The sequence below is a fragment of the Arthrospiribacter ruber genome (assembly GCF_019343195.1).
Classification (GTDB): Bacteria; Bacteroidota; Bacteroidia; order Cytophagales; family Cyclobacteriaceae; genus Arthrospiribacter; species Arthrospiribacter ruber.
The window spans coordinates 35,482-55,219 of record NZ_RPHB01000012.1; the positions used below are offsets into that span (position 1 = coordinate 35,482).

Genomic DNA, 19,738 nt, shown 5'->3' on the forward strand with positions numbered 1-19,738 from the left:
CTTATGACATAGGGCCACTGGAAGTAATTTCAGTGGCTTTTTGTAAGGATATTTTTGCTGAGCAATGAATGGGCTTGGGCAATGGTTTCCTTATTGAGCTCATTGACCTTTGCAAAGCTGTAGGCATAGTAAAGGTCATCTATTTTTCTGGTGTAATCTGGTGAAAATTCTATCCCGAATTTTTTGTGCTTGATGTAGCTGTCCAATTCGATGGCTTCGCCCTCTATTTTGCTGCTATATACTGAGGATACAGAGGTGTAAAAACTAAAGCTATCTGTTGAGATTTCGGCGTCTTTCAATGCTTCAAAAGCATGATTTAAACCTTTCGGAGCTTTTTCCAAGTACTCTGAAAGTAAATAATTGCTTAGAATTAGTAGTTGTTTGTTCATCTATATTACAGCTCAATAAAAAACTAAGTTAGTCAACTATTGTGTTGAAAAAAATAAATGGTTTCTAGAGTTGTCTAAAACAAAAAGCCTTGCATTGCTGCAAGGCTTGTGCTCCCCCTATCAACGATGGTTGCAACCGGAGTAGGGTGTTTTTGGTTTTAAAAGAGGTAATGGAGGAGTTAACTAAGTAAAATTTTCTCTCAGCAAGATTATTAGAAGTTATCGCACCAAATATTGTCTTCATGGATTGGTTAAAATGATGATTAGATAGTAAAGTGTATATTTGTATTCAATGAAGAAACTTTACATCATAGCAGGTTGTAATGGAGCAGGTAAAACTACTGCTTCCAACACCATTTTGCCTGAAATCCTGGACTGTAAAGAGTTTGTGGATGCAGATGAAATTGCAAAAGGAATCTCTCCTTTCCAACCAGAGAAAGCTGGTATTGAAGCGGGAAGATATATGCTGAAAAGAATCAAAAAGTTATTAGAGTCAAGGGAAAATTTTGCTTTTGAAATGACGCTTTCTACAAGGAGTTATGTGCAATATGTTGAAAGAGCAAAGGAATTAAATTATCAGGTAACCTGTTTGTTTTTTTTGGTTAGATTCCTATGACTTGGCTATTTTAAGAGTAGCAAGGCGAGTAAAAGAGGGCGAACATCATATATCTGAAGATTTTGTCAGGAGAAGATATAAAAGCGGTCTTGAGAATTTTTTCAGATTATTTCTGCCCAAAGTGGATAACTGGTTATTTGTAAATAATTCTGGAGACACTTATGAAATAGTGGCAGAGGGAGGGGTTAATGACGTCACAATTAATAACAAAGAATTGTGGGAAGGTTTAAAACAAAAATATTATGGAGACTAAAGAGCAACTAAAAGAGGAAAGAGACAAAATAGTTAAAGGGCTTGAAGAAGCTTATCGCAAGCTAGTGGAATTCAAAAAAGCGAAGAATAGTCCATTAGTTGTTGTGAGAAATGGTGAAATCGTGGAGATTGACCCAAATGATGTGCAACCAACCATTTCATACAAGCGTAGTCAAGGTTGATTCATTAGCTTAAGTTTTACGTTTTTAAAAACTTGCAACCATAAAAAACTTCCTCAAATTAATATAAAGGGACATAAAACAAAAAAAGAGGTCGTTTTTGACCTCATTTTTGATTTCGCTCCTCCTCTTGGGCTCGAACCATCCCGTACCTACGGGACTGATTAATCCCGCAGGTGCGGGACTCTAACCAACTGAGCTAAGGAGGAATTCATATCAAAACAAAAAAAGCGGTCAATTGACCGCTTTCTGCTCCCCCTCTTGGGCTCGAACCAAGGACCCCCTGATTAACAGTCAGGTGCTCTAACCAGCTGAGCTAAGGAGGAATTTTTCTCTCTGCTTAAACGCTTTCGTTTAACGTGGTGCAAACATAGTAGGATGATCCATTTTTTCCAAACCTCCAACCTAAAAAAAATCATTTTTTAAAAATTCTCTTTTTTTCTTTCAGTAAATCAGATAGTTATTTTTTTAATCTTTTTTACTGCTTAAATTATTCTGCTTTTATTACCGAATCACTTTATACTCCTATGCTATGAACCCCAAATTTAACCGAAGAGAGTTTGTCAAAACATCTGCATTCGCCGTACTTGGACTACAGTTTATTCCCTTTACTGGTCTTAGGGGAGCTCCTTCAGACAGGGTAAGGATTGCCCATATTGGCTTGGGAGGTATGGGCTTGTCCCATATGAATTGGTTTGCCAATTTGCCTGATGTTGAAATCGTAGCCTTATGTGATGTGGATATGAACAGAGCGGAAGAGGCGCTTCAAAAACTAAAAGAAATTCATCCTGATTCTAAAGCCCAAATATATCAGGATTTCAGGTTTGTTTTGGATCGAGCTGATGTAGATGCTGTAACTATAGCAACTCCAGACCATTGGCATGCACAGATTGCTGTTTTGGCTTTTCAATCAGGAAAAGATGTATATGGAGAGAAACCTCTTTCTTATAGTTTTAAAGAAGGAGACCTGATGTTAAAATCACTTGCTGATAATAAAAGGGTTTTTCAATTAGGTACACAAATCCATTCAGGAGATAATTATCACCGTGTGGCTGAAATACTGCAATCAGGTGTATTAGGTAAAATCAAAACAGTAAGGCTTTGGAAAACAGGTGAGCCGACCTATATCGAAAAATTAAATTTCCAGACACCTCCAAAACATCTGAATTGGGATATGTGGCTGGGACCTGCTCCATATTCGGAATATGCTCCTGAAAAATGTCATTTTACATACCGTTACTTTCTGGAATATTCTGGTGGGGTTTTTCAGGATTTTTGGTGTCATATTGCTGATGTGGTGTGGTGGGGTATACAACCTCAGAAATTAAAAAAAGTATCAGCTAAGGGAGAAAAATCAGAAGGGGTTGGGGATACACCAAAATGGATTGATGTAGACTTCAAGTTTAAGAACCTTGATTTATATTGGACAAGCACACCACCTGACGTACCAGGCGCATCTGAGAGACATATTGGGGCATATTTCGAAGGAAGCAAAGGGACATTGATTTGTGATTATTCCAGTAGAGAAATAAGAATCGATGGAGAAGTTCTGTCAGATGTCAGCGATATACCACTAACCATTCCACGATCTCCGGGACATCAACAGAATTTTATAGATGCGGTCAAGTCCAGGCAACAACCTCAATCCCATCTTGCCTACGCTAAGGAAATGACCTTACCCATGTATTTGGCCATGGTTTCTTACAGATTGAAAAGGCCATTGAAATGGAATTCAAATAAAGAGATTTTCAGGGGGGATACAGATGCAAACGATTTGCTGTTCAGGCCCTACCGAAAAGAATGGAACTTAATAGGAATTTAACCATGTGAATTATTTAACTTATTCATCCGCTAACCACCCGAATAATTATGGAAAACTATACTTTGAAAATTAATGGTGAATCACATCAAGTGACAGCCGAAGAGGACATGCCCTTGTTATGGGCGTTACGCGACCTTCTGGGAATGAAAGGTACTAAATTCGGCTGTGGGCAAGCACTTTGTGGAGCTTGTACTGTATTGGTTGGAGGTGAAGCCATTCGCTCTTGTAGCTTACCTGTTTCAGCGGTGGGTGACCAAGAAGTTGTGACTATAGAAGGCCTTTCCGAAAATGGAGATCATCCACTTCAGTCCGCTTGGATCGAGCATGTGGTGCCACAGTGTGGCTACTGCCAGTCTGGGCAGATCATGAATGCCGTTGCCTTGCTCCAAAGAAATGCAAATCCTTCTGACCAAGAAATTGAGACAGCGATGGCAGGAAATCTTTGTAGATGTGGCACTTACAACAGAATCAAAGAAGCCATCAAAACCGCTTCTTCAAAACTTTAATCTCTAAATATTGAAATATGAGACCTACATTTCCATTCTTCAAGCCCAAAGAAGAAACCGACTCCAGTAAAATATTTAAACCATCCAGAAGAGATTTTTTGAAATTGAGCGCCCTGGCTTCGGGTGGGGTTTTTCTCGGGATTAGTTTTCAATGCAGCGGACCAAAAGGCGAGGATAGGATATTTGCTCCAAATGCCTACCTGAGTATCGATAAAAACAACTTGATCACCCTCATTGCCCACCGTTCAGAAATGGGTACCGGAATCAGAACTTCACTGCCTATGATCATTGCTGATGAACTAGGTGCGGACTGGTCTAAAGTGAAAATTGTCCAAGCCGATGGTGACGAAGATAAATATGGAGATCAGAACACAGATGGTTCATACTCTGTAAGGATGTTTTATGAACCTATGCGCAGAGCTGGTGCAACAGCCAGACATATGTTGCTGATGGCAGCCTCTCAAAAATGGAAAGTAGCTATGGATGAATGCCATACTGAAAATGGCAAGGTTCATCATCCGGACTCAGGGAAATCCATCAATTTTGGTGATCTGATCTCTGATGTTCAAAAAATGGAGATCCCCAGATCTGAGGATGTTATTCTAAAGCCATTTGGAGATTATAAGCTGATAGGTAAAGACATCCCCATTTATGACGTCAAAGATATAGCCACAGGAAAAGCTGTTTTTGGTGCTGATGTAGATCTGGACAACATTAAAATTGCAGTGGTTAGCAGAAGCCCAGTGGTTGGCGGAAAGGTCGTTTCTGTAAATGACTCAGCAGCATTGGCCGTAAATGGAGTAGAAAAAATCGTAAAAATAGAAGGAGCTGGACTACCAGCTGGTTTGGATCAACCCTTAGAGGGAATTGCTGTCATTGCAACCAATACTTGGGCTGCCATTAAAGGAAGAAAGGCTTTGGAAATTGAATGGGACTTAGGGGAAAACCAAGGCTATGATTCAGCTGACCAGTTGAAAGAAATGCTTGAAAGCACCAAAAACTCCGGTAAAGTAAGAAGGGAAAGAGGCCAAATAGAGGAGGCAACTAAATCCACAACTACAAACATTGAAAGAACTTATGAGCTGCCTTATTATGCTCATGCAACCATAGAACCACCAGCTGCTGTTGCTCATTTTACAAATGGTAAATGTGAAGTTTGGGCACCTACTCAGCATCCTCAGTGGGCTAGAGGAGCAGTTGCATCTGCATTGGGAATTGAAGTAGCAGATGTCACCATGCATGTCACGCTTTTGGGTGGAGGCTTTGGAAGAAAGTCAAAACCTGACTTTGTGGTGGAAGCGGCTATATTGTCCAAAGAGACGGGCTCTCCTGTCAGGGTCCAATGGACCAGAGAAGATGACCTTCACCATGATTTTTACCATGCACACAGCGCCCAGAGAATCAAGGCATCCCTGGATAGTTCAAAAAAGCTTATTGCATGGAATCACCATACCGTTTTTCCAGCAATTGGAGCTACCTCAAATCCCGCAGAGGTTCATCCTTCAGATGGAGAACTAGGCTTAGGCTGTGTAGACTTCCCTTATGATGTTCCAAATATCAGAATTGAAACCCATGAATCTAAAGCTCATACAAGAATAGGCTGGTTGCGCTCGGTCAGTAATATTCACCATTCTTATGCCATCAATTGTATGATGGATGAAATAGCTGAAGCAAGAGGAATTGACCCCGTCAACCATGCCCTGGAAATGTTGGGAGAGGACAGGAACCTAAGTTTTAAAGAAGAACTCGACGGTGATTTTTCCAACTACGGAGAAAGCATAGAAGAGTACCCTTGGGAAACAGGCCGAATGAAAGCAGTGATTCAAAGGGTGGCACAAGAAGCTGGATGGGGTCAAAACTTAGGAGGAAACAAAGCTATGGGTTTTGCCTGTCAAAAAAGCTTTCTGACTTATGTAGCCTGCATTGTTGTAGTAGAAAAAGGAGGGGATGGTAAAATCAAGGTTTCTGATGTCCACTATTCGGTAGATTGTGGTATTGCAGTAAATACAGATCGTATCAGATCGCAGTTTGAAGGCGGGGCACAATTTGCACATGGTTTGGCTACCAGTTCTGCCATTACATTTAAAAATGGCGTGGTAGAGCAACACAATTTCGATAGCTATCTAATCGCAAGAATGCCAGAAGCCCCCAAAAGAATCCATGTACATATTGTAGAGAGTATGGAAAAACCCACAGGTGTAGGAGAACCCCCTGTTCCACCTTACGCACCTGCTTCGGCCAATGCCGTGTACAAATTGACCGGAAAACGGCATTATAAATTGCCTTTTTCGATTTAATTGATTGATAGATTTTGTCAGAAAAAAGCCCTTACAGTAAAATGCTGTAAGGGCTTTTGTATTATTATTGACCTAATCGGTGTCGGCGTCACTCTGAGTTATTAAAATTGGCATTTACAGAAAGGGAATCACAGTTGGTGTACGTCATCCTGAGATTTTAACATTTAGGGAATGTTCAGAAAGGGTAATGACAAAATTACGCGTCATGCTGAGCGGAGCTTGCGGAGTCGAAGCATCTCCCACATGGTAGGAGATTCTTCACTGCGTTCAGAATGACGATCCCTCCATATCTGTCATTGGTAATCGGAGCTTGCGGAGATGAAAGCCTGTCCCGCAGCATTGCGGGAGATCTCCTCTATTTTGGGAGACTCTTCCTTCGTCAGAGTGACGTGTCGCCCCGATTTATGTCAATGGTAACGTAATGAAGAGTCTCATGTCAATTGGGAGGTACCCGGGCAGGCTTTCAACTACGCAAGCTCCGTTCAGCATAACGCGGAACCTACAGGTACACATCAATTGATGATCTGATAAACTACCTCAGGCATGTGCCCTAATTCTTCTATCAGTTCATTTGTGGGATCTACCTGATATTTCTTTGACATCAGGTCCAAGGTGATATTTTCCTTTCTATCTATCACGTTGATATAAAGCTTGGCTTCTCCTTTATACTTTCTGGAGATTTCTTCCAACTTCTCCATCAGGTCATAAGTAAGGTCATCCAGGTCAATATTGACCCTAAGGCCTTTTACCATTTTGCCCCTTATTTCACTCAAAAGCATCATGGAATTGATTTTGAATTCAAATTCGTCAGGCTTCCATTTGTTGGGGTGGACTGATCCTGTGAGGTACAGAAACCACCCAGTCATAAAGTATTCCTTAAACTTGATATAATCTTCCCCGAAAATAAAAAAGGTATGACCTCCATGATAGTCCTCCATGGTCAGTGTACCAAAAGGTTTTCCGGTTTTGGTGGTTCTGTGTGCAAATGAGGTCACCATCCCAGCCGCTTTCACTTCGCCCTTTTTCCTTAGCGTCTCCACATCATTGATCTCCGGTAAAGGGGTATTGGTGAAAGCCTCAATTTCTACCTTAAACTGATCTAAAGGGTGACCGGATATATAAAGCCCGACTACCTCTTTTTCAATGTTCAATTGCTGTAGCTGACTAAAGGGCTCCATTGGAGCAATACTAGGCAAAGGAACTTCCATACCTCCACTTCCCCCGAACAAACTCACTTGGGAGCTATCTGCCTCCTGCTGGACCTTCTGGGCATATTTGGTAGCTTTTTCCAGCAAAGTTGCATCACCTTCCGGAGCTTCGAGGTATTGCCTCCTATGGTGATCTTTGAAACAATCAAAACCTCCAGCCATAGCCAAGGCTTCCAAAGTTTTCTTGTTGACAGCTCTGGAATTGACTCTTTTACAAAAGTCAAAGATATTCTTATAGGCTCCGTTTTTATCCCTTTCTTCAATCACCAGGTCCACCGCTGCACCTCCGGCACCCTTGATAGCCCCTAGTCCGAACCTGATTTGACCTTCCTTGTTCACTGCAAAGTCCCTTCTGGATTCATTTACATCCGGCCCCAGCACAGCAATACCGGCCCTTTTACACTCTTCCATAAAAAATGTCACCTGAGTGATGTCATTCATGTTGTTGCTCAGAACAGAAGCCATGTACTCAGCCGGGTAATGAGCTTTCAGATATGCTGTCTGATAAGCTATCCAGGCATAGCAGGTAGAGTGGGATTTGTTGAAAGCATAGGAAGCAAAAGCTTCCCAGTCTGTCCAGATTTTCTCCAGTTTTTTGGCATCATATCCTTTTGCTGAAGCCTGCTCCACGAATTTCGGTTTCATCTTATCCAAGACGTCTTTTTGCTTCTTACCCATTGCCTTACGCAACACATCTGCCTCCCCTTTGGAAAAACCGGCCAGCTTTTGGGAAAGAAGCATTACCTGCTCCTGATAGACCGTAATGCCATAAGTTTCCTCCAGATATTCCTGCATGTCATCCAAATCATAGATGATCTCCTCTGTCCCATGCTTTCTACGGATAAAGGACGGGATGTAGGCAAGAGGTCCTGGTCTATAAAGCGCATTCATGGCTATAAGGTCAGCAAAAACAGTAGGCTTCAACTCCCTCATGTACTTTTGCATACCCGGAGATTCGTACTGGAATATACCTACCGTTTCACCTCTCTGGAATAGTTCATAGGTCTTCTCATCATCTATGGGAAAAGTATCTGGATCGAGATCTACGCCGTGCCTCTCCTTGACGATTTTACAGGCATCCTTTATCAAAGTAAGGGTTTTAAGACCCAAGAAATCCATTTTAAGAAGACCGGCACTCTCCACTACTGAGTTATCAAACTGAGTACAAACCATTTCAGAGTCTTTGGCCAGAGCCACCGGAACAAAGTTGGTAATGTCATCAGGTGTGATGATCACTCCGCAGGCATGTATTCCCGTATTTCTTACCGAACCTTCCAGTACTTTGGCCTGATTGATGGTCTTGGACAATTCGTCCTGCCCTTTTGAAATGCGTATCAACTCATCCGCCTTGGCTATATCCTCCCCATTACCTTTCAACTTATCTGCGAGTTTGGCTCTGTCCTTCGAAAGGTCAAATAATGCCTTTAACTTGATATCAGGCACTAGCTTGGCCAACTTATCTGCCTCTGAAAGTGGAAGGTTAAGTACACGGGCCGTATCTCTAATGGCCGATTTGGCAGCCATGGTGCCATAAGTGATGATTTGGGCGACCTGATTGGAACCATATTTTTTGATCACATAGTCGATTACTTTCTGCCTGCCCTCATCATCAAAATCAATATCAATATCAGGAAGTGATACCCTTTCAGGATTAAGAAACCTCTCAAATAGCAGGTCATAAGCAATCGGATCTACATTGGTAATCCACGTACAATAGGCTACTGCAGAACCTGCCGCAGAACCCCTGCCCGGGCCAACCGAAACCCCCATTTTCCTTGCCGCGGCAGTAAAATCCTGCACAATCAGAAAGTATCCTGGATAACCCGTGTTTTCGATGGTCGCCAATTCGAAATCCAGCCTTTCCTTTATTTCATCCGTGATTTCTCCATATCGCTTTTTGGCTCCTTCATAGGTAAGGTGCCTTAGATAGGCATTTTCCCCTCTTTTTTTGCCGTCAATTTCATCTTGGGGATCTTTGAATTCATCCGGAATATCAAACTTTGGCAAAAGCACATCTCTCTGAAGCTTAAAAGTCTCAATTTTATCTACAATCTCATTGGTGCAGGCTATGGCTTCAGGCAAGTCCGCAAAGAGCTTTTTCATCTCTTCCTGGCTTTTTAGATAAAACTCATCATTGGGGAATCCATATCTGAATTCCCTACCTCTTTTCCCTATGTATTTTTTTGGTTTCTCGACAAGCTCACCGTCCTTGACGCACAAAAGAATATCATGAGCTTTGGCATCCAATTTCTGATTGTAGTAGGTATTGTTGGCTGCGAAATATTTTACCCCGTATTTTTCAGCAAATCTTAAAAGGACTTCATTCACCTTTTCCTCTTCAGGAATCCCATGCCTGTTCAATTCCACATAAAAATCATCTCCAAACAGCTCTTTCCACCACACAAATGCTTCCTCAGCTTGGGTTTCTCCCACATTCAGAATCAAAAAAGGAATCTCACCCCATAGCCCCCCAGTGGTGGCAATTAGGTCAGCCTTATAAGTTGCCAATACCTCTTTGTCTATCCTGGGCACATAATAAAAGCCTTCAATATTTGCAATGGAAGCCAACTTGGCCAAGTTGTGATAGCCACTTTTATTTTTGGCCAAAAGAACGGTCTGATAGCCATCATCTTTGACACTTTTATTTTTCCGGTCCCTGCACAGGTAAAATTCACAGCCCAAGACAGGTTTTATATCACTGGCCAAAGCTGCCCTTACAAAATGAAAAGCACCCATCATATTCCCATGATCGGTCATTGCGATGGCCGGCATGTTCATACTTTTAGCCTGTGCAATGAGTGCCGGGATTTCGGATGTGGCCTGCAATACAGAATACTGAGTATGCACATGAAGGTGGGAAAAAGGCACATCTTCAAGCTCGGAGATATCTGCTTTACCAGCAGCTTTGAGCACATCTTTGGCTGCCTGCTTTTGATCATCTTTCGCAGCTGCAAAATTAGCAGCATCAAGCTTGGGTGGCTCATAAACCACCTCACTTGCTGTGATCCCCTTGGCAGTAGGTACCACCTTCTGGGTCAACAATCCAAAAAAACATTTGGCTGTCGCATCCACGTCATAAGCTGCATCGTGAGCATCATCGAACCCTACCCCAAAGAGCTTTTTGTGCAACTCTGTCAAAGTTGGCCACTTAAACTTCCCGCCTTTCCCTCCCGGAATGGCACAGAAGTCCGTGGACAGATCTTTGGTGTCCAGCTCATCCATCCGGTCTAGCTTCATTGGGACTTGTTTCCTGATAAACTCAGCCCCCATCACATTGATGTCAAAACCAATATTGTGACCAACAAGAAAATCAGCCCGCTCTACGTCCTCATGGAAAATACCCAAGACTTCACTCAGATCATGCCCTTCCTTCAATGCCCTTTCCGTAGATATACCATGGACCTTTTCGGCATTATATGGAATGGTAAAGCCTTCCGGTTTTACGATAAAGTTATTATTGGAAATAAGTTTACCTTTTGCATCATGAAGTTGCCAAGCGATCTGCACCAGACGTGGCCAATTGTCCACATCTGACATTGGGGCATTATAATCTCTTGGTAAGCCGGTTGTTTCGGTATCAAAAATTAAGTACATCTTGTCTCAGCAAATTTTGGGATCCTAAAATAAGATTTATACTTGGCAGGAACTACCGATGCGCGCAAATTGTCGGGAAATATTTCTGTGGATACAATACCCTTGAAAAAATTATCTATTTTGAAAAATCCATTCTCTAAAAAAATAGCCCAGTATTTGTTTTCCAACAGACTTAAATATTACCCCGATATGAAAAATCTCATTCCAACTTTGTTTTTGTTGATCATCAGCCAATGGGTCCTGGCCCAGTCAGTTCAGCTTTCTGTATTATCAGAAGAATTCATCTTTGGTGATGAGAGACCTTTTGCGCAATGCCATGCAAGCAGCATTGAGCGCTTAGACAATGGCAAGTACATGATAGCCTGGTTTGCAGGTACCCAAGAGAAAGCCGATGATGTGGGAATATGGATTACCCAAGGCAGTGATAAGAACTGGGAAGAGCCAAAAATGATTGCAAAAATACGTGAAGATGCGCACTGGAACCCTGTTCTTTTCAATGACCCTGACGGAAAGCTTCACTTGTTTTTCAAAGTAGGAAAAGAAATTGACGACTGGGAAACCTGGCTGATCAGCTCTGATGATCAGGGACAAACATGGACTGAACCCAAAGAACTGGTCAGCGATGATACGGGAGGAAGAGGACCTGTGCGAAACCACATGCTTGTGCTTTTTGACGGAACTTGGCTTGCTCCTGCTTCGATCGAAAAAAGTGGTGTCTGGAATGCTTTTGTAGACAGGTCCGAAGACAAAGGAAAGACATGGATGCGATCAGAGACCCTCATTCTGGACAGAGACAAAATCAAAGGGGAAGGAGTTATACAGCCGGCACTTTGGGAGTCAGCGGCACTTCATGTTCACATGCTTCTGAGAACTTCCGCAGGGAAAATCGGAAGAAGTGACTCCCATGACGGCGGACTTACTTGGTCTCCAGTGGAGCTTACCGAATTGCCCAATAACAATTCCGGGATTGATGTCGCCCATATCGGAGGAGACACGCTTGCCCTAATCAGTAACCCTGTTGGGGAAAATTGGGGAAAAAGATACCCTATGCAGCTTTCGGTCTCTTTTGACAATGGCCAAACCTGGCCAATCCAGCAAACGATCGAGGACGGAAGTGGTGACAATGAATTTTCCTATCCATCTATGATCTATCATGATGGAGAATTGGTATTTTGCTACACTTGGAACAGGCAAAAAATAAAGTTTGTAAGGGTAAAATTGGAAGAGCTGTAATCATTTTATTATAGAAATTCTTCTTCAATTCTGTGAGGTTTTTTGTATTATCAAAAAAACAATTTTATCACTAATACGCACCTTAAAAAATACATTAATATTATTTTTATGTATCTTTGAAAATACAATGGAAGCATTAATCAATCGGTATAGGAACTTATTACTGTCCTTAAAGACGGATTTTAAAAGAAGCCATTACTATAAAATCAACTGGAAGGGTAGGGCAATCTGTATTTTGGGAGCTAGGGGGACCGGCAAATCAACTTTGATGCTTCAATACCTAAAAGAAAATTTACCTCTTGAAAAATCCCTTTACCTAAGCTTAGATGACTTGTATTTCAAACATGAAAACTTGATAAATGTAGCGGAAAGGTTCTATCAGTTAGGGGGCAGAAACCTTCTTTTGGATGAAGTACATAAATATGAAAATTGGCAAAGAGCTGTCAAAAACATCTATGACTTTTATCCTGACCTTAAACTGATTATATCAGGCTCTTCGATTTTGGATTTACAAAAATCACAGGCAGACCTGAGCAGAAGGTTGGTCTATTATGAATTGCCTGAACTATCTTTTAGAGAATACTTGAGCCTAAAGTTGAAAATCGAATTAAAACAATTCACACTTACACAGGTCTTGAAAAACCATTCAAAGATTACAGATCAAATTCTTTCCTCCGTTCCAGATCCAATGTTGCATTTTGAACATTATAAAAAAAGGGGTGCTTACCCTTTCTTTTTGGAAGATGAAATAGATTATGTCTCCAAAATCAACCAATTGATCAATGTCATCATTGATTATGATCTACCAGAAGGAAAAGACGTTTCGACGAGCACACAAACCAAATTAAAAAGACTTCTCTATCTGCTTTCTACTTCCGTTCCTTTCAGCCCAAATATTACTAAGCTTGCTGAAAAAACAGAAACAACAAGACCAAGATTATTGGAGATGCTGCATATGTTGGAAGTTTCTAAGTTGATCAAAAGTTTAAGAAGCTCCTCAAAGGGCTTCAGCATGATGAATAAGCCTGATAAAATCTACCTGGCCAATACCAATCTTATTTATGCACTTGCTTTAGAAAATCAAAACCAGGGCAATGTCAGAGAAACCTTTTTTTATAATCAATTGGAAAACAGTGGGTCAATCCTCACAACAGCCAAAAATGGAGATTTTTTGGTCGATGGCCAATTTGAATTTGAGGTTGGAGGAAAAAATAAAACCTTCAATCAGATCGCCAATATTCCGGATTCCTATATTGCTGCAGATGAAATGGTATACGGAACAGGAAACAAAATCCCGCTTTATCTTTTTGGTTTTCTTTATTGAAATATCTTCAAAGAAAATTGGTGTTTTTTTTATCATAAAGCACCTTGCCCGTACGGTAAATATGATCCAATAAATCTATTTCGGAAACCCTTGCTTTGCAGAAACTTCTTAATTCTATATTAAAGATAAAAAGCCCCAATTTTCATCGGGGCTTTAAGTTTTATCAGCTAAGCTTAAACTTAGTCGTTTTTATAATATCAATGGATGTCAAAAACTATCCACCAATATCATTTTTTATACATAATTATTCAACATCACCGGCATCACAAGCATCAGGATGTCTTCATTTTCTGAAGTATCTGAAGGCACGATCAGCCCGGCCCTGTTTGGAGCTGAGAATTGAAGGGTAACCTCTTTTGAAGATATGTTATTCAGCATTTCTACCAAGAACTTGGCATTGAACCCGATTTCTATATCCTCTCCATCATGCTCACAGGAAAGTCTTTCATTGGCCTCATTGGAGAAGTCAAGGTCTTCAGCAGAGATCTGCAATTCTGACCCAGTCAACTTCAACCTTACCTGATGGGTAGTTTTGTTGGCATAGATGGCAATCCTCCTTAAGGAACCCAAAAACTCTAATCTGTCAATGGTCATGTGATTTGGATTGTCCACCGGAATCACATTCTCATAATCTGGGAAACGCTCGTCAATCAGCCTACAGATCATTTTGATGCTGTTGAACTTGAAGTAAGCGTTGGAACTGTTGAACTCAACAGCAACAGGTACATTATCAGAAGGAAGGGTGGACTTCAATAAATTAAGTGCTTTGCGGGGAATGATCAGGCTAGCCTCATCGGCGGCGGCCACGTCCACTCTTCTATATCTTACCAACCTGTGTCCATCTGTAGCCACAAACGTCGCGTTGGTACTGCTCATATTGATGTAAACACCAGTCATAGCCGGTCTTAGTTCGTCATTGCTGGTTGCAAAGATGGTATTGCTGATCGCTGAGCTTAACACTTCAGTGGACATATCCACAGCAGTAGCATTGCTTACTGTAGGTATTTTAGGAAAATCAGTGGCATTTTCGCCCGCAAGCTTGTATCGGCCATTGTCAGAACTGATCTCAATGCTGTAAGTGTCATGGTCAATGCTGAAATTGACAGGTTGCTCTGGAAGGTTTTTAAGTGTCTCTATCAGAATCTTTGCAGGAACAGCAATGTTTCCATCTTCCTTGGCTTCCACCTCGATTTCAGTCATCATGGAAGTCTGCAGGTCGGAAGCAGTAATGGTCAACACTCCTTCTTTTATTTCAAAAAGGAAGTTTTCCAAAATAGGCACAACAGGATTGGTAGTAACCACGCCGTTGATGGCAGATAGCTGCTTTAAAAGTGCAGAAGAAGAAACAATAAATTTCATATCGTCAGGGCTTATGTTTTTGTCTAAATATTGAACAGGGTAAATTTATAAATAAAATTATAAAAGCAGCTTTTAGCAGTAAAAAAACCTCAAATTGAATTTCATTCTTTTATATGGGAATTTCTACTTTCTCACACTTTTCTGTCTGAGGACCTGACCTTTGACTTTTATCAATGGGAAAATCGCCTTTTTCTCATGAAAGTCCAGACAAATCCCAAAACACCAATGATGAAAACTGGAACGGCTATGTTGATCAATTGCCACTTACTCCTTTCGTCTCTGACTTTTACTTTGTTCAAAGGCCGGATCTGAAACTGCTTCGTTCTGGTACTCATGATACCCTCGGGCTCCAACAGGTAGTTGATGCTATTGATCAGGAGCTGCCTGTTGGCATATTCTACATTACTGAAGGGATCTTCACCCAAAGGCAGCGGACTTCCATCCATAAAATTCAGCTGACTTTTGAAAAGATTACCGGTGGCTGCTACCATCACCATTCCCTCAGAGCCCGATTCCAAAAAACCTGCCTGATCCATTCCATCAGGAAGAAACCTGTTTTTGAACAAAGAAGTGAAATTCCCTTCCAGTAAATATAGCAATGGCAGGTTTTGGGAGGTAAATTCATTTAGGTCAGGCCCATCAGCCATTTCTTCAAAAGCCAATCTAACCGGAGCGGCCATTTTGCGGCTAAAGTCCGAAGAGAAAATAAGTGGTGTCTTTCGGACACCATCAGCTTTCACGGTATCCATGGTACTCACAAAGCGAAACATGACCTGATCCAGCCCTTTGGTGACCGGATGATTTGCCATTCTCCCTGCCGAGACATAAAAGGGCCATGGCAAAGGAACCAGTTGTTCCTGGTCTCCAAAGTTACCTGCCATTACAGGGTGGTATCCAAAATTCATGTCCTGAATAAGGTCCTTATTGACACGGATTCCATAGCGAAAAAGCATCTGATCAAGCCCAGTATCAAAAGGCATGGCAACCGTCCCATCCCCTCCTGCCTGCTCCAGATCAAAAGCCAAAGCATCAATAAGAAATATCAGATTTCCTCCATTCATCAGGTACTGATCCAATAGGAATACTTCCCTTTCTGTGTAGGGTTCTTTTGGTCCCGGAATCAATATGGCTGCGAAAGGGTCCAAATCCTCTACTTTTTGGGCCTGCTCCATAGGAATCTTATACACTTCAAAATCCTCCACCAAAGCCTCTATGATCCCAAAACCATCATCTTCCTCCATTTCTCCGTTGCCCATAAGCATGCCTACAGCAAACTCTTGTTTTCTGATGAGCTTTTTGATGGCATTAATCAGTTCAAACTCCAGGTTTTCTATAGACTGGTTCAATACTTGGTCGGGCCCCATACCCTTTTCACCTCTAAGCACCAAGGCACCTGTCTCATATTCCTCATTTCTCACCACAATTCCCGGGAAAATCAACTTACTCCTTTGCCCCCCATCTTCGCTCAAGAAGAGGTTGGTGGGATTAATACCATATTCAGAAAGCCCTACAATATAATCTTCTCTGATATCTGCAGGCAAGACAAGTGGGTCCTGATAATAATAGCTGATCTTGTATGGACTGTATGCATTGAAAGTCCTGACGGTTTCCTCTATAGATCTCTGAAGTCTGCGCATGCCTCCAGGCAAGTTCCCGGTCAATAATATCTCAACTTCAATAGGTTCTTCCAGCCCTTTCAGTATTTCCTCAGAAGCGGGATGCAGGCTAAACCTCTTTTCCTCCGTCAGGTCTATCCTAAATGAAAAAAAATACCCTATAACCCATAGAATCAATATGGCAGCCATCGGCAGGCCTATCTGTTTCAAAAGATTTATATCGCTCCTGTTTTTCATTTTCTTCTGATCAACAATCCTGTGATGGCCAAATTGACAATAATCGCCCCAAGAAAATAGATTAGGTTCCGGGCATCTATTACTCCTCTGCTCATACTTTGATAGTGGAAGCTAAGACTCAATTCCTCCAATAATAAAGCAAATGGACTCATCGCATTGAGCTGAACAAGTGCTGTAAGTCCATAGTACATCAAAAATGACAAAAACACTCCCAATACAAACGCAACTATCTGCTGAGTGGTAAGTGCCGAAGCCAAAATTCCTATCGAGGCAAATACTGCACCTATCAAGAGCAATCCAATCCATGATCCAAAAAAACCTGCATGGTCAATGTTGCCTACCGGATCACCTAACTGCACAATGCTATAGTAATAAACCAAGGTCGGAACCAAGGCCAAAATAATCAAAGTAAGGGATGCCAAATATTTGGAAAGCACAATTTTGGCACCGCTGACAGGAGATGTCATCAAAAGCTCCCAAGTACCTGTTTTTCTCTCCTCGGCTATCATTTTCATAGTGATGGCCGGGATCAAGAATGTGAACACGTATGGTGTATAGGTAAACAATGGCTCCAGATCAGCAAAACCATAATCCAGAACTGAAGTATCAGGAAAAACCCATACTATCAACCCTATGGAAACCAAAAAAACAGATAAAATCAAATAACCGGTGAGGTTACTGAAGAAGGCATTGATCTCTTTCCAGTAAAGCGCTCTCATAAATCAGGACTGGGTAATCTGGTGGAAAATTGATTCTAGCGTTCGGGACTTCTGCTGCATGCTGACTAGGCCAAGATCTTTATCCTGGATCAGGGCAATGGCCTGCTTTCGGGCATTAACGGGTTCGGTGACGGTAAGAGAAATACATAGACCTGTTTCATCCAAAAGTTTGATCTCACCCAAGTGTTCCATCCACTCCTTCTTGATGGGCTGCTCGGTCTCTATGATCAGGTCAACCTTGTCGCCATCAGACTTGAGATTTTTCAAGAGGTCAGCAGCTACAATTTTGCCTTTATTAATGATGACCACCTTTTCGCAGATGGCTTCCACTTCTTGCATGACATGCGTACTCAGAATCATGGTTTTGTCACGGCTGATGTCCCTGATCAGCTTTCGTATGTCCACCAGCTGATTGGGATCCAAACCTGTCGTAGGCTCATCCAAAATGATCACTTCCGGGTCATGGATCAGCGCTTTAGCTAAGCCTACCCGCTGCCTGTAACCTTTAGAAAGTTGCCCTATCTGTTTGTGGGATTCAAGTTGAAGTCCGCACATATCCACCAGCTCCTCAGTTCTATCTTTCAGGAATCTGCCCTTCATTCCGTAAAGTCCGCCAATAAAGTGGAGAAATTCTTTCACATACATATCCAGATAAAGAGGATTATGCTCAGGAAGGTAACCTACAAGTCTGCTGACTTTCTTGGGATGCTGAACTACAGAAATGCCGTTTACTTTGACATCTCCAAAATCCGGAACCAAAAATCCGGTCGCAATCTTCATCGTGGTAGACTTTCCGGCACCATTAGGACCGAGAAAACCAAGTACCTGACCTTTCTCCGCTGTAAAGGAAACATTGTCGAGTGCTTTTTGTGTGCCGTAAATTTTCGTAAGCTGACTTACCTCCAAAGACATGTAGTGGGAATTGAAGCGCTAAATTAAAGAGAATTTTAAACAGGAAGAGCATAAATTAAAAAAGGCTTCTAAGAAGCCCCATGGAAAGATGATTCAGCCATAAGCTGAAAAATCTTTTTTGATATTAAACCTTACGCTTGCTAATATAACAGGCATCCCGGAAAAATCCAAATTTAAAATGTATTGAAAAAGGCATCCCGGAATGGGAAATAATTCTTTGACCAGGTACAATTTTGACTTATCGGGTATGCTTTCAGTTTTAGGGAAATTTTGATTAAGTTAAACCTTCAAAACAACAGGTAAATCCATGGATCTCGAGTTTGATGAAAATGATAAATTGGAAGCCAGAAAAATCATGGCAGCTGAGTGGAATAGCTTTAGGCCACCTGTAGAAATCGATCAGCGCATCACCGAGCTGGTTTGGGAGCATTTTTCTGAGGAAAAAATAATCAAAAAATTATCGGAGGAATTTGAAGCCAAGTCCTGCTATATTCAAAAATGTTTTTGGTTTAGCGAGGCCAACACCCTCACCAGGCGGGAAGAAGAAGCACGGGGTGCATTTTACCAAATCACCAAATGCCACGAGACTTGTGTACCTAGTAGGTTTAGGGATGTTTGATCAGGTTTAAAAAATGGTCAGCTTTTGGGTTTTGAATTGACCAGAAAGAAATTGACAAATATGCATATCCATAATTATACCACTAACCAAATTAAATAAGAGCCTAGATTAACCCGATCCCGAGGCTTGGGATTGGAAATTCATTGATAACTTGTACTGGTTTATCGGGATTGGCTTGAAATCATAGGTTTATACCACTTTTAAAGTTCCACTGGTAAGAAAGCGGATAATCATGTTGACAAAAATTGAATTAAAAAACTCCACCTCCCCCGAAACTCTGCGAGTTTCGGGGGAGGTGGAGTTTTAAGTGGAGCTGGCGAGATTCGAACTCGCGTCCAGATAGGGAAACACCGTACCGTCTACATGTTTAGTCACCTGTTGGGTTTTCGACTGCTGTTTGCTGGGTGACACACCGGACAACAGCTTATCTACTGATCTTAGCCCTGCTTAGTAGTCTCACAGGGAGCAGCCCTGTCGAGTCGACACCCCGGATCTGACCGGACAGCGCAACGGTCAGTGGGATGTGGCCGGGGAGCATCTATCGAAGCTCAACCCTTTAAGCATTATCTATTTCCCCTAAGGGATAGATTAGGCAGCCATGGCGTAGTTAGATTCGCCAATTATAGTTCGTATGAATGATTCACAGGCGTACATACTCCACCTGACATGCGAGCCCGATCCTTACACCTACTGTCAAAACCGGTCAGCCCCTTTGTTTTCAAATAAGACGACAAATATAAGGGAAATAAAGTTCAGTAAAAGGGAAGTATATTGTTTAAGTGTGTAATTGTTTAATTGATTAACTGAGTGCTCTGGCTTAGGCATTTGGATACCAAGACAAAATTCAAAACCTTTG

Annotated in this window: 15 protein-coding genes, 1 tRNA gene and 1 other RNA gene; 9 read left to right on the forward strand and 8 right to left on the reverse strand. The window is 41.7% G+C overall.

Translation table 11 applies throughout. The features are described 5' to 3' along the window. Positions 1-29: 29 nt before the first annotated feature. Entirely contained in the window at positions 30-389 is a 360-nt protein-coding gene (locus EGN73_RS20520; RefSeq protein WP_219293833.1) for a hypothetical protein, read from the reverse strand. Between the two features lie 292 nt (positions 390-681). Between EGN73_RS20520 and EGN73_RS20525 the strand changes: the two genes are divergently transcribed. The 3 genes from EGN73_RS20525 to EGN73_RS20535 are packed head-to-tail and all read left to right on the forward strand — an operon-like array spanning position 682 to position 1,439. Continuing rightward, on the forward strand, positions 682-1,005 hold the full coding sequence (locus EGN73_RS20525; RefSeq protein ID WP_219293834.1) for an ATPase: 324 nt from the start codon (positions 682-684) through the stop codon (positions 1,003-1,005). Position 1,006: 1 nt separating this feature from the next. Continuing rightward, positions 1,007-1,258: a hypothetical protein gene (locus EGN73_RS20530; protein WP_219293835.1), complete on the forward strand. Its 252-nt coding sequence runs from the start codon at positions 1,007-1,009 to the stop codon at positions 1,256-1,258. Then, on the forward strand, positions 1,248-1,439 hold the full coding sequence (locus EGN73_RS20535; protein ID WP_219293836.1) for a hypothetical protein: 192 nt from the start codon (positions 1,248-1,250) through the stop codon (positions 1,437-1,439). The genes EGN73_RS20530 and EGN73_RS20535 overlap by 11 nt, the downstream gene beginning before the upstream one ends. 249 nt (positions 1,440-1,688) lie before the next feature. Here the strand turns inward: EGN73_RS20535 and EGN73_RS20540 are convergent. Continuing rightward, positions 1,689-1,762 (reverse strand) — tRNA-Asn (locus EGN73_RS20540). 206 nt (positions 1,763-1,968) lie between these two features. On the opposite strand from EGN73_RS20540, the gene EGN73_RS20545 reads away from it, so the two are divergent. The 3 genes from EGN73_RS20545 to EGN73_RS20555 are packed head-to-tail and all read left to right on the forward strand — an operon-like array spanning position 1,969 to position 6,061. Further along, positions 1,969-3,258 carry a Gfo/Idh/MocA family protein gene (locus EGN73_RS20545; RefSeq protein WP_219293837.1) on the forward strand — a complete coding sequence of 430 codons (1,290 nt, stop codon included), beginning with the start codon at positions 1,969-1,971 and terminating at the stop codon, positions 3,256-3,258. Positions 3,259-3,305: 47 nt separating this feature from the next. Continuing rightward, positions 3,306-3,764 carry a (2Fe-2S)-binding protein gene (locus EGN73_RS20550; protein WP_219293838.1) on the forward strand — a complete coding sequence of 153 codons (459 nt, stop codon included), beginning with the start codon at positions 3,306-3,308 and terminating at the stop codon, positions 3,762-3,764. Between the two features lie 17 nt (positions 3,765-3,781). Continuing rightward, positions 3,782-6,061, forward strand: coding sequence for a xanthine dehydrogenase family protein molybdopterin-binding subunit (locus EGN73_RS20555; protein ID WP_219293839.1), 2,280 nt, complete (start codon positions 3,782-3,784; stop codon positions 6,059-6,061). Positions 6,062-6,573: 512 nt separating this feature from the next. On the opposite strand, the gene dnaE is transcribed toward EGN73_RS20555, so the two are convergent. Next, positions 6,574-10,863 carry a DNA polymerase III subunit alpha gene (gene dnaE, locus EGN73_RS20560; protein WP_219293841.1) on the reverse strand — a complete coding sequence of 1,430 codons (4,290 nt, stop codon included), beginning with the start codon at positions 10,861-10,863 and terminating at the stop codon, positions 6,574-6,576. Positions 10,864-11,052: 189 nt separating this feature from the next. On the opposite strand from dnaE, the gene EGN73_RS20565 reads away from it, so the two are divergent. Both EGN73_RS20565 and EGN73_RS20570 read left to right on the forward strand, forming a co-directional pair. Further along, positions 11,053-12,096: a sialidase family protein gene (locus EGN73_RS20565; protein ID WP_219293843.1), complete on the forward strand. Its 1,044-nt coding sequence runs from the start codon at positions 11,053-11,055 to the stop codon at positions 12,094-12,096. Positions 12,097-12,223: 127 nt separating this feature from the next. Beyond that, positions 12,224-13,420 (forward strand): ATP-binding protein, encoded by a 1,197-nt coding sequence (locus EGN73_RS20570; protein ID WP_219293845.1) that lies wholly within the window; start codon positions 12,224-12,226, stop codon positions 13,418-13,420. A gap of 234 nt (positions 13,421-13,654) precedes the next feature. Here EGN73_RS20570 and dnaN read toward each other — a convergent pair whose 3' ends face one another. The 4 genes from dnaN to gldA form a co-directional block, all read right to left on the reverse strand. Next, positions 13,655-14,779 (reverse strand): DNA polymerase III subunit beta, encoded by a 1,125-nt coding sequence (dnaN, locus tag EGN73_RS20575; RefSeq protein WP_219293847.1) that lies wholly within the window; start codon positions 14,777-14,779, stop codon positions 13,655-13,657. Positions 14,780-14,949: 170 nt separating this feature from the next. Beyond that, the gene (gene gldG / locus EGN73_RS20580) at positions 14,950-16,632 is read right to left on the reverse strand and encodes a gliding motility-associated ABC transporter substrate-binding protein GldG (protein WP_219293849.1); all 1,683 of its coding nucleotides are present in this window, start codon (positions 16,630-16,632) and stop codon (positions 14,950-14,952) included. Continuing rightward, a complete protein-coding gene (gldF, locus tag EGN73_RS20585; protein ID WP_219293851.1) occupies positions 16,629-17,351 on the reverse strand; it encodes a gliding motility-associated ABC transporter permease subunit GldF in 723 nt (240 codons plus the stop codon). The genes gldG and gldF overlap by 4 nt, the downstream gene beginning before the upstream one ends. A 3-nt stretch (positions 17,352-17,354) precedes the next feature. Further along, a complete protein-coding gene (gene gldA / locus EGN73_RS20590; RefSeq protein ID WP_219293853.1) occupies positions 17,355-18,263 on the reverse strand; it encodes a gliding motility-associated ABC transporter ATP-binding subunit GldA in 909 nt (302 codons plus the stop codon). 307 nt (positions 18,264-18,570) lie between these two features. Between gldA and EGN73_RS20595 the strand changes: the two genes are divergently transcribed. Continuing rightward, a complete protein-coding gene (locus EGN73_RS20595; RefSeq protein ID WP_219293855.1) occupies positions 18,571-18,882 on the forward strand; it encodes a hypothetical protein in 312 nt (103 codons plus the stop codon). 305 nt (positions 18,883-19,187) lie between these two features. On the opposite strand, the gene ssrA is transcribed toward EGN73_RS20595, so the two are convergent. Beyond that, positions 19,188-19,593, reverse strand: a transfer-messenger RNA (tmRNA) gene (gene ssrA / locus EGN73_RS20600). Positions 19,594-19,738 lie beyond the last annotated feature (145 nt).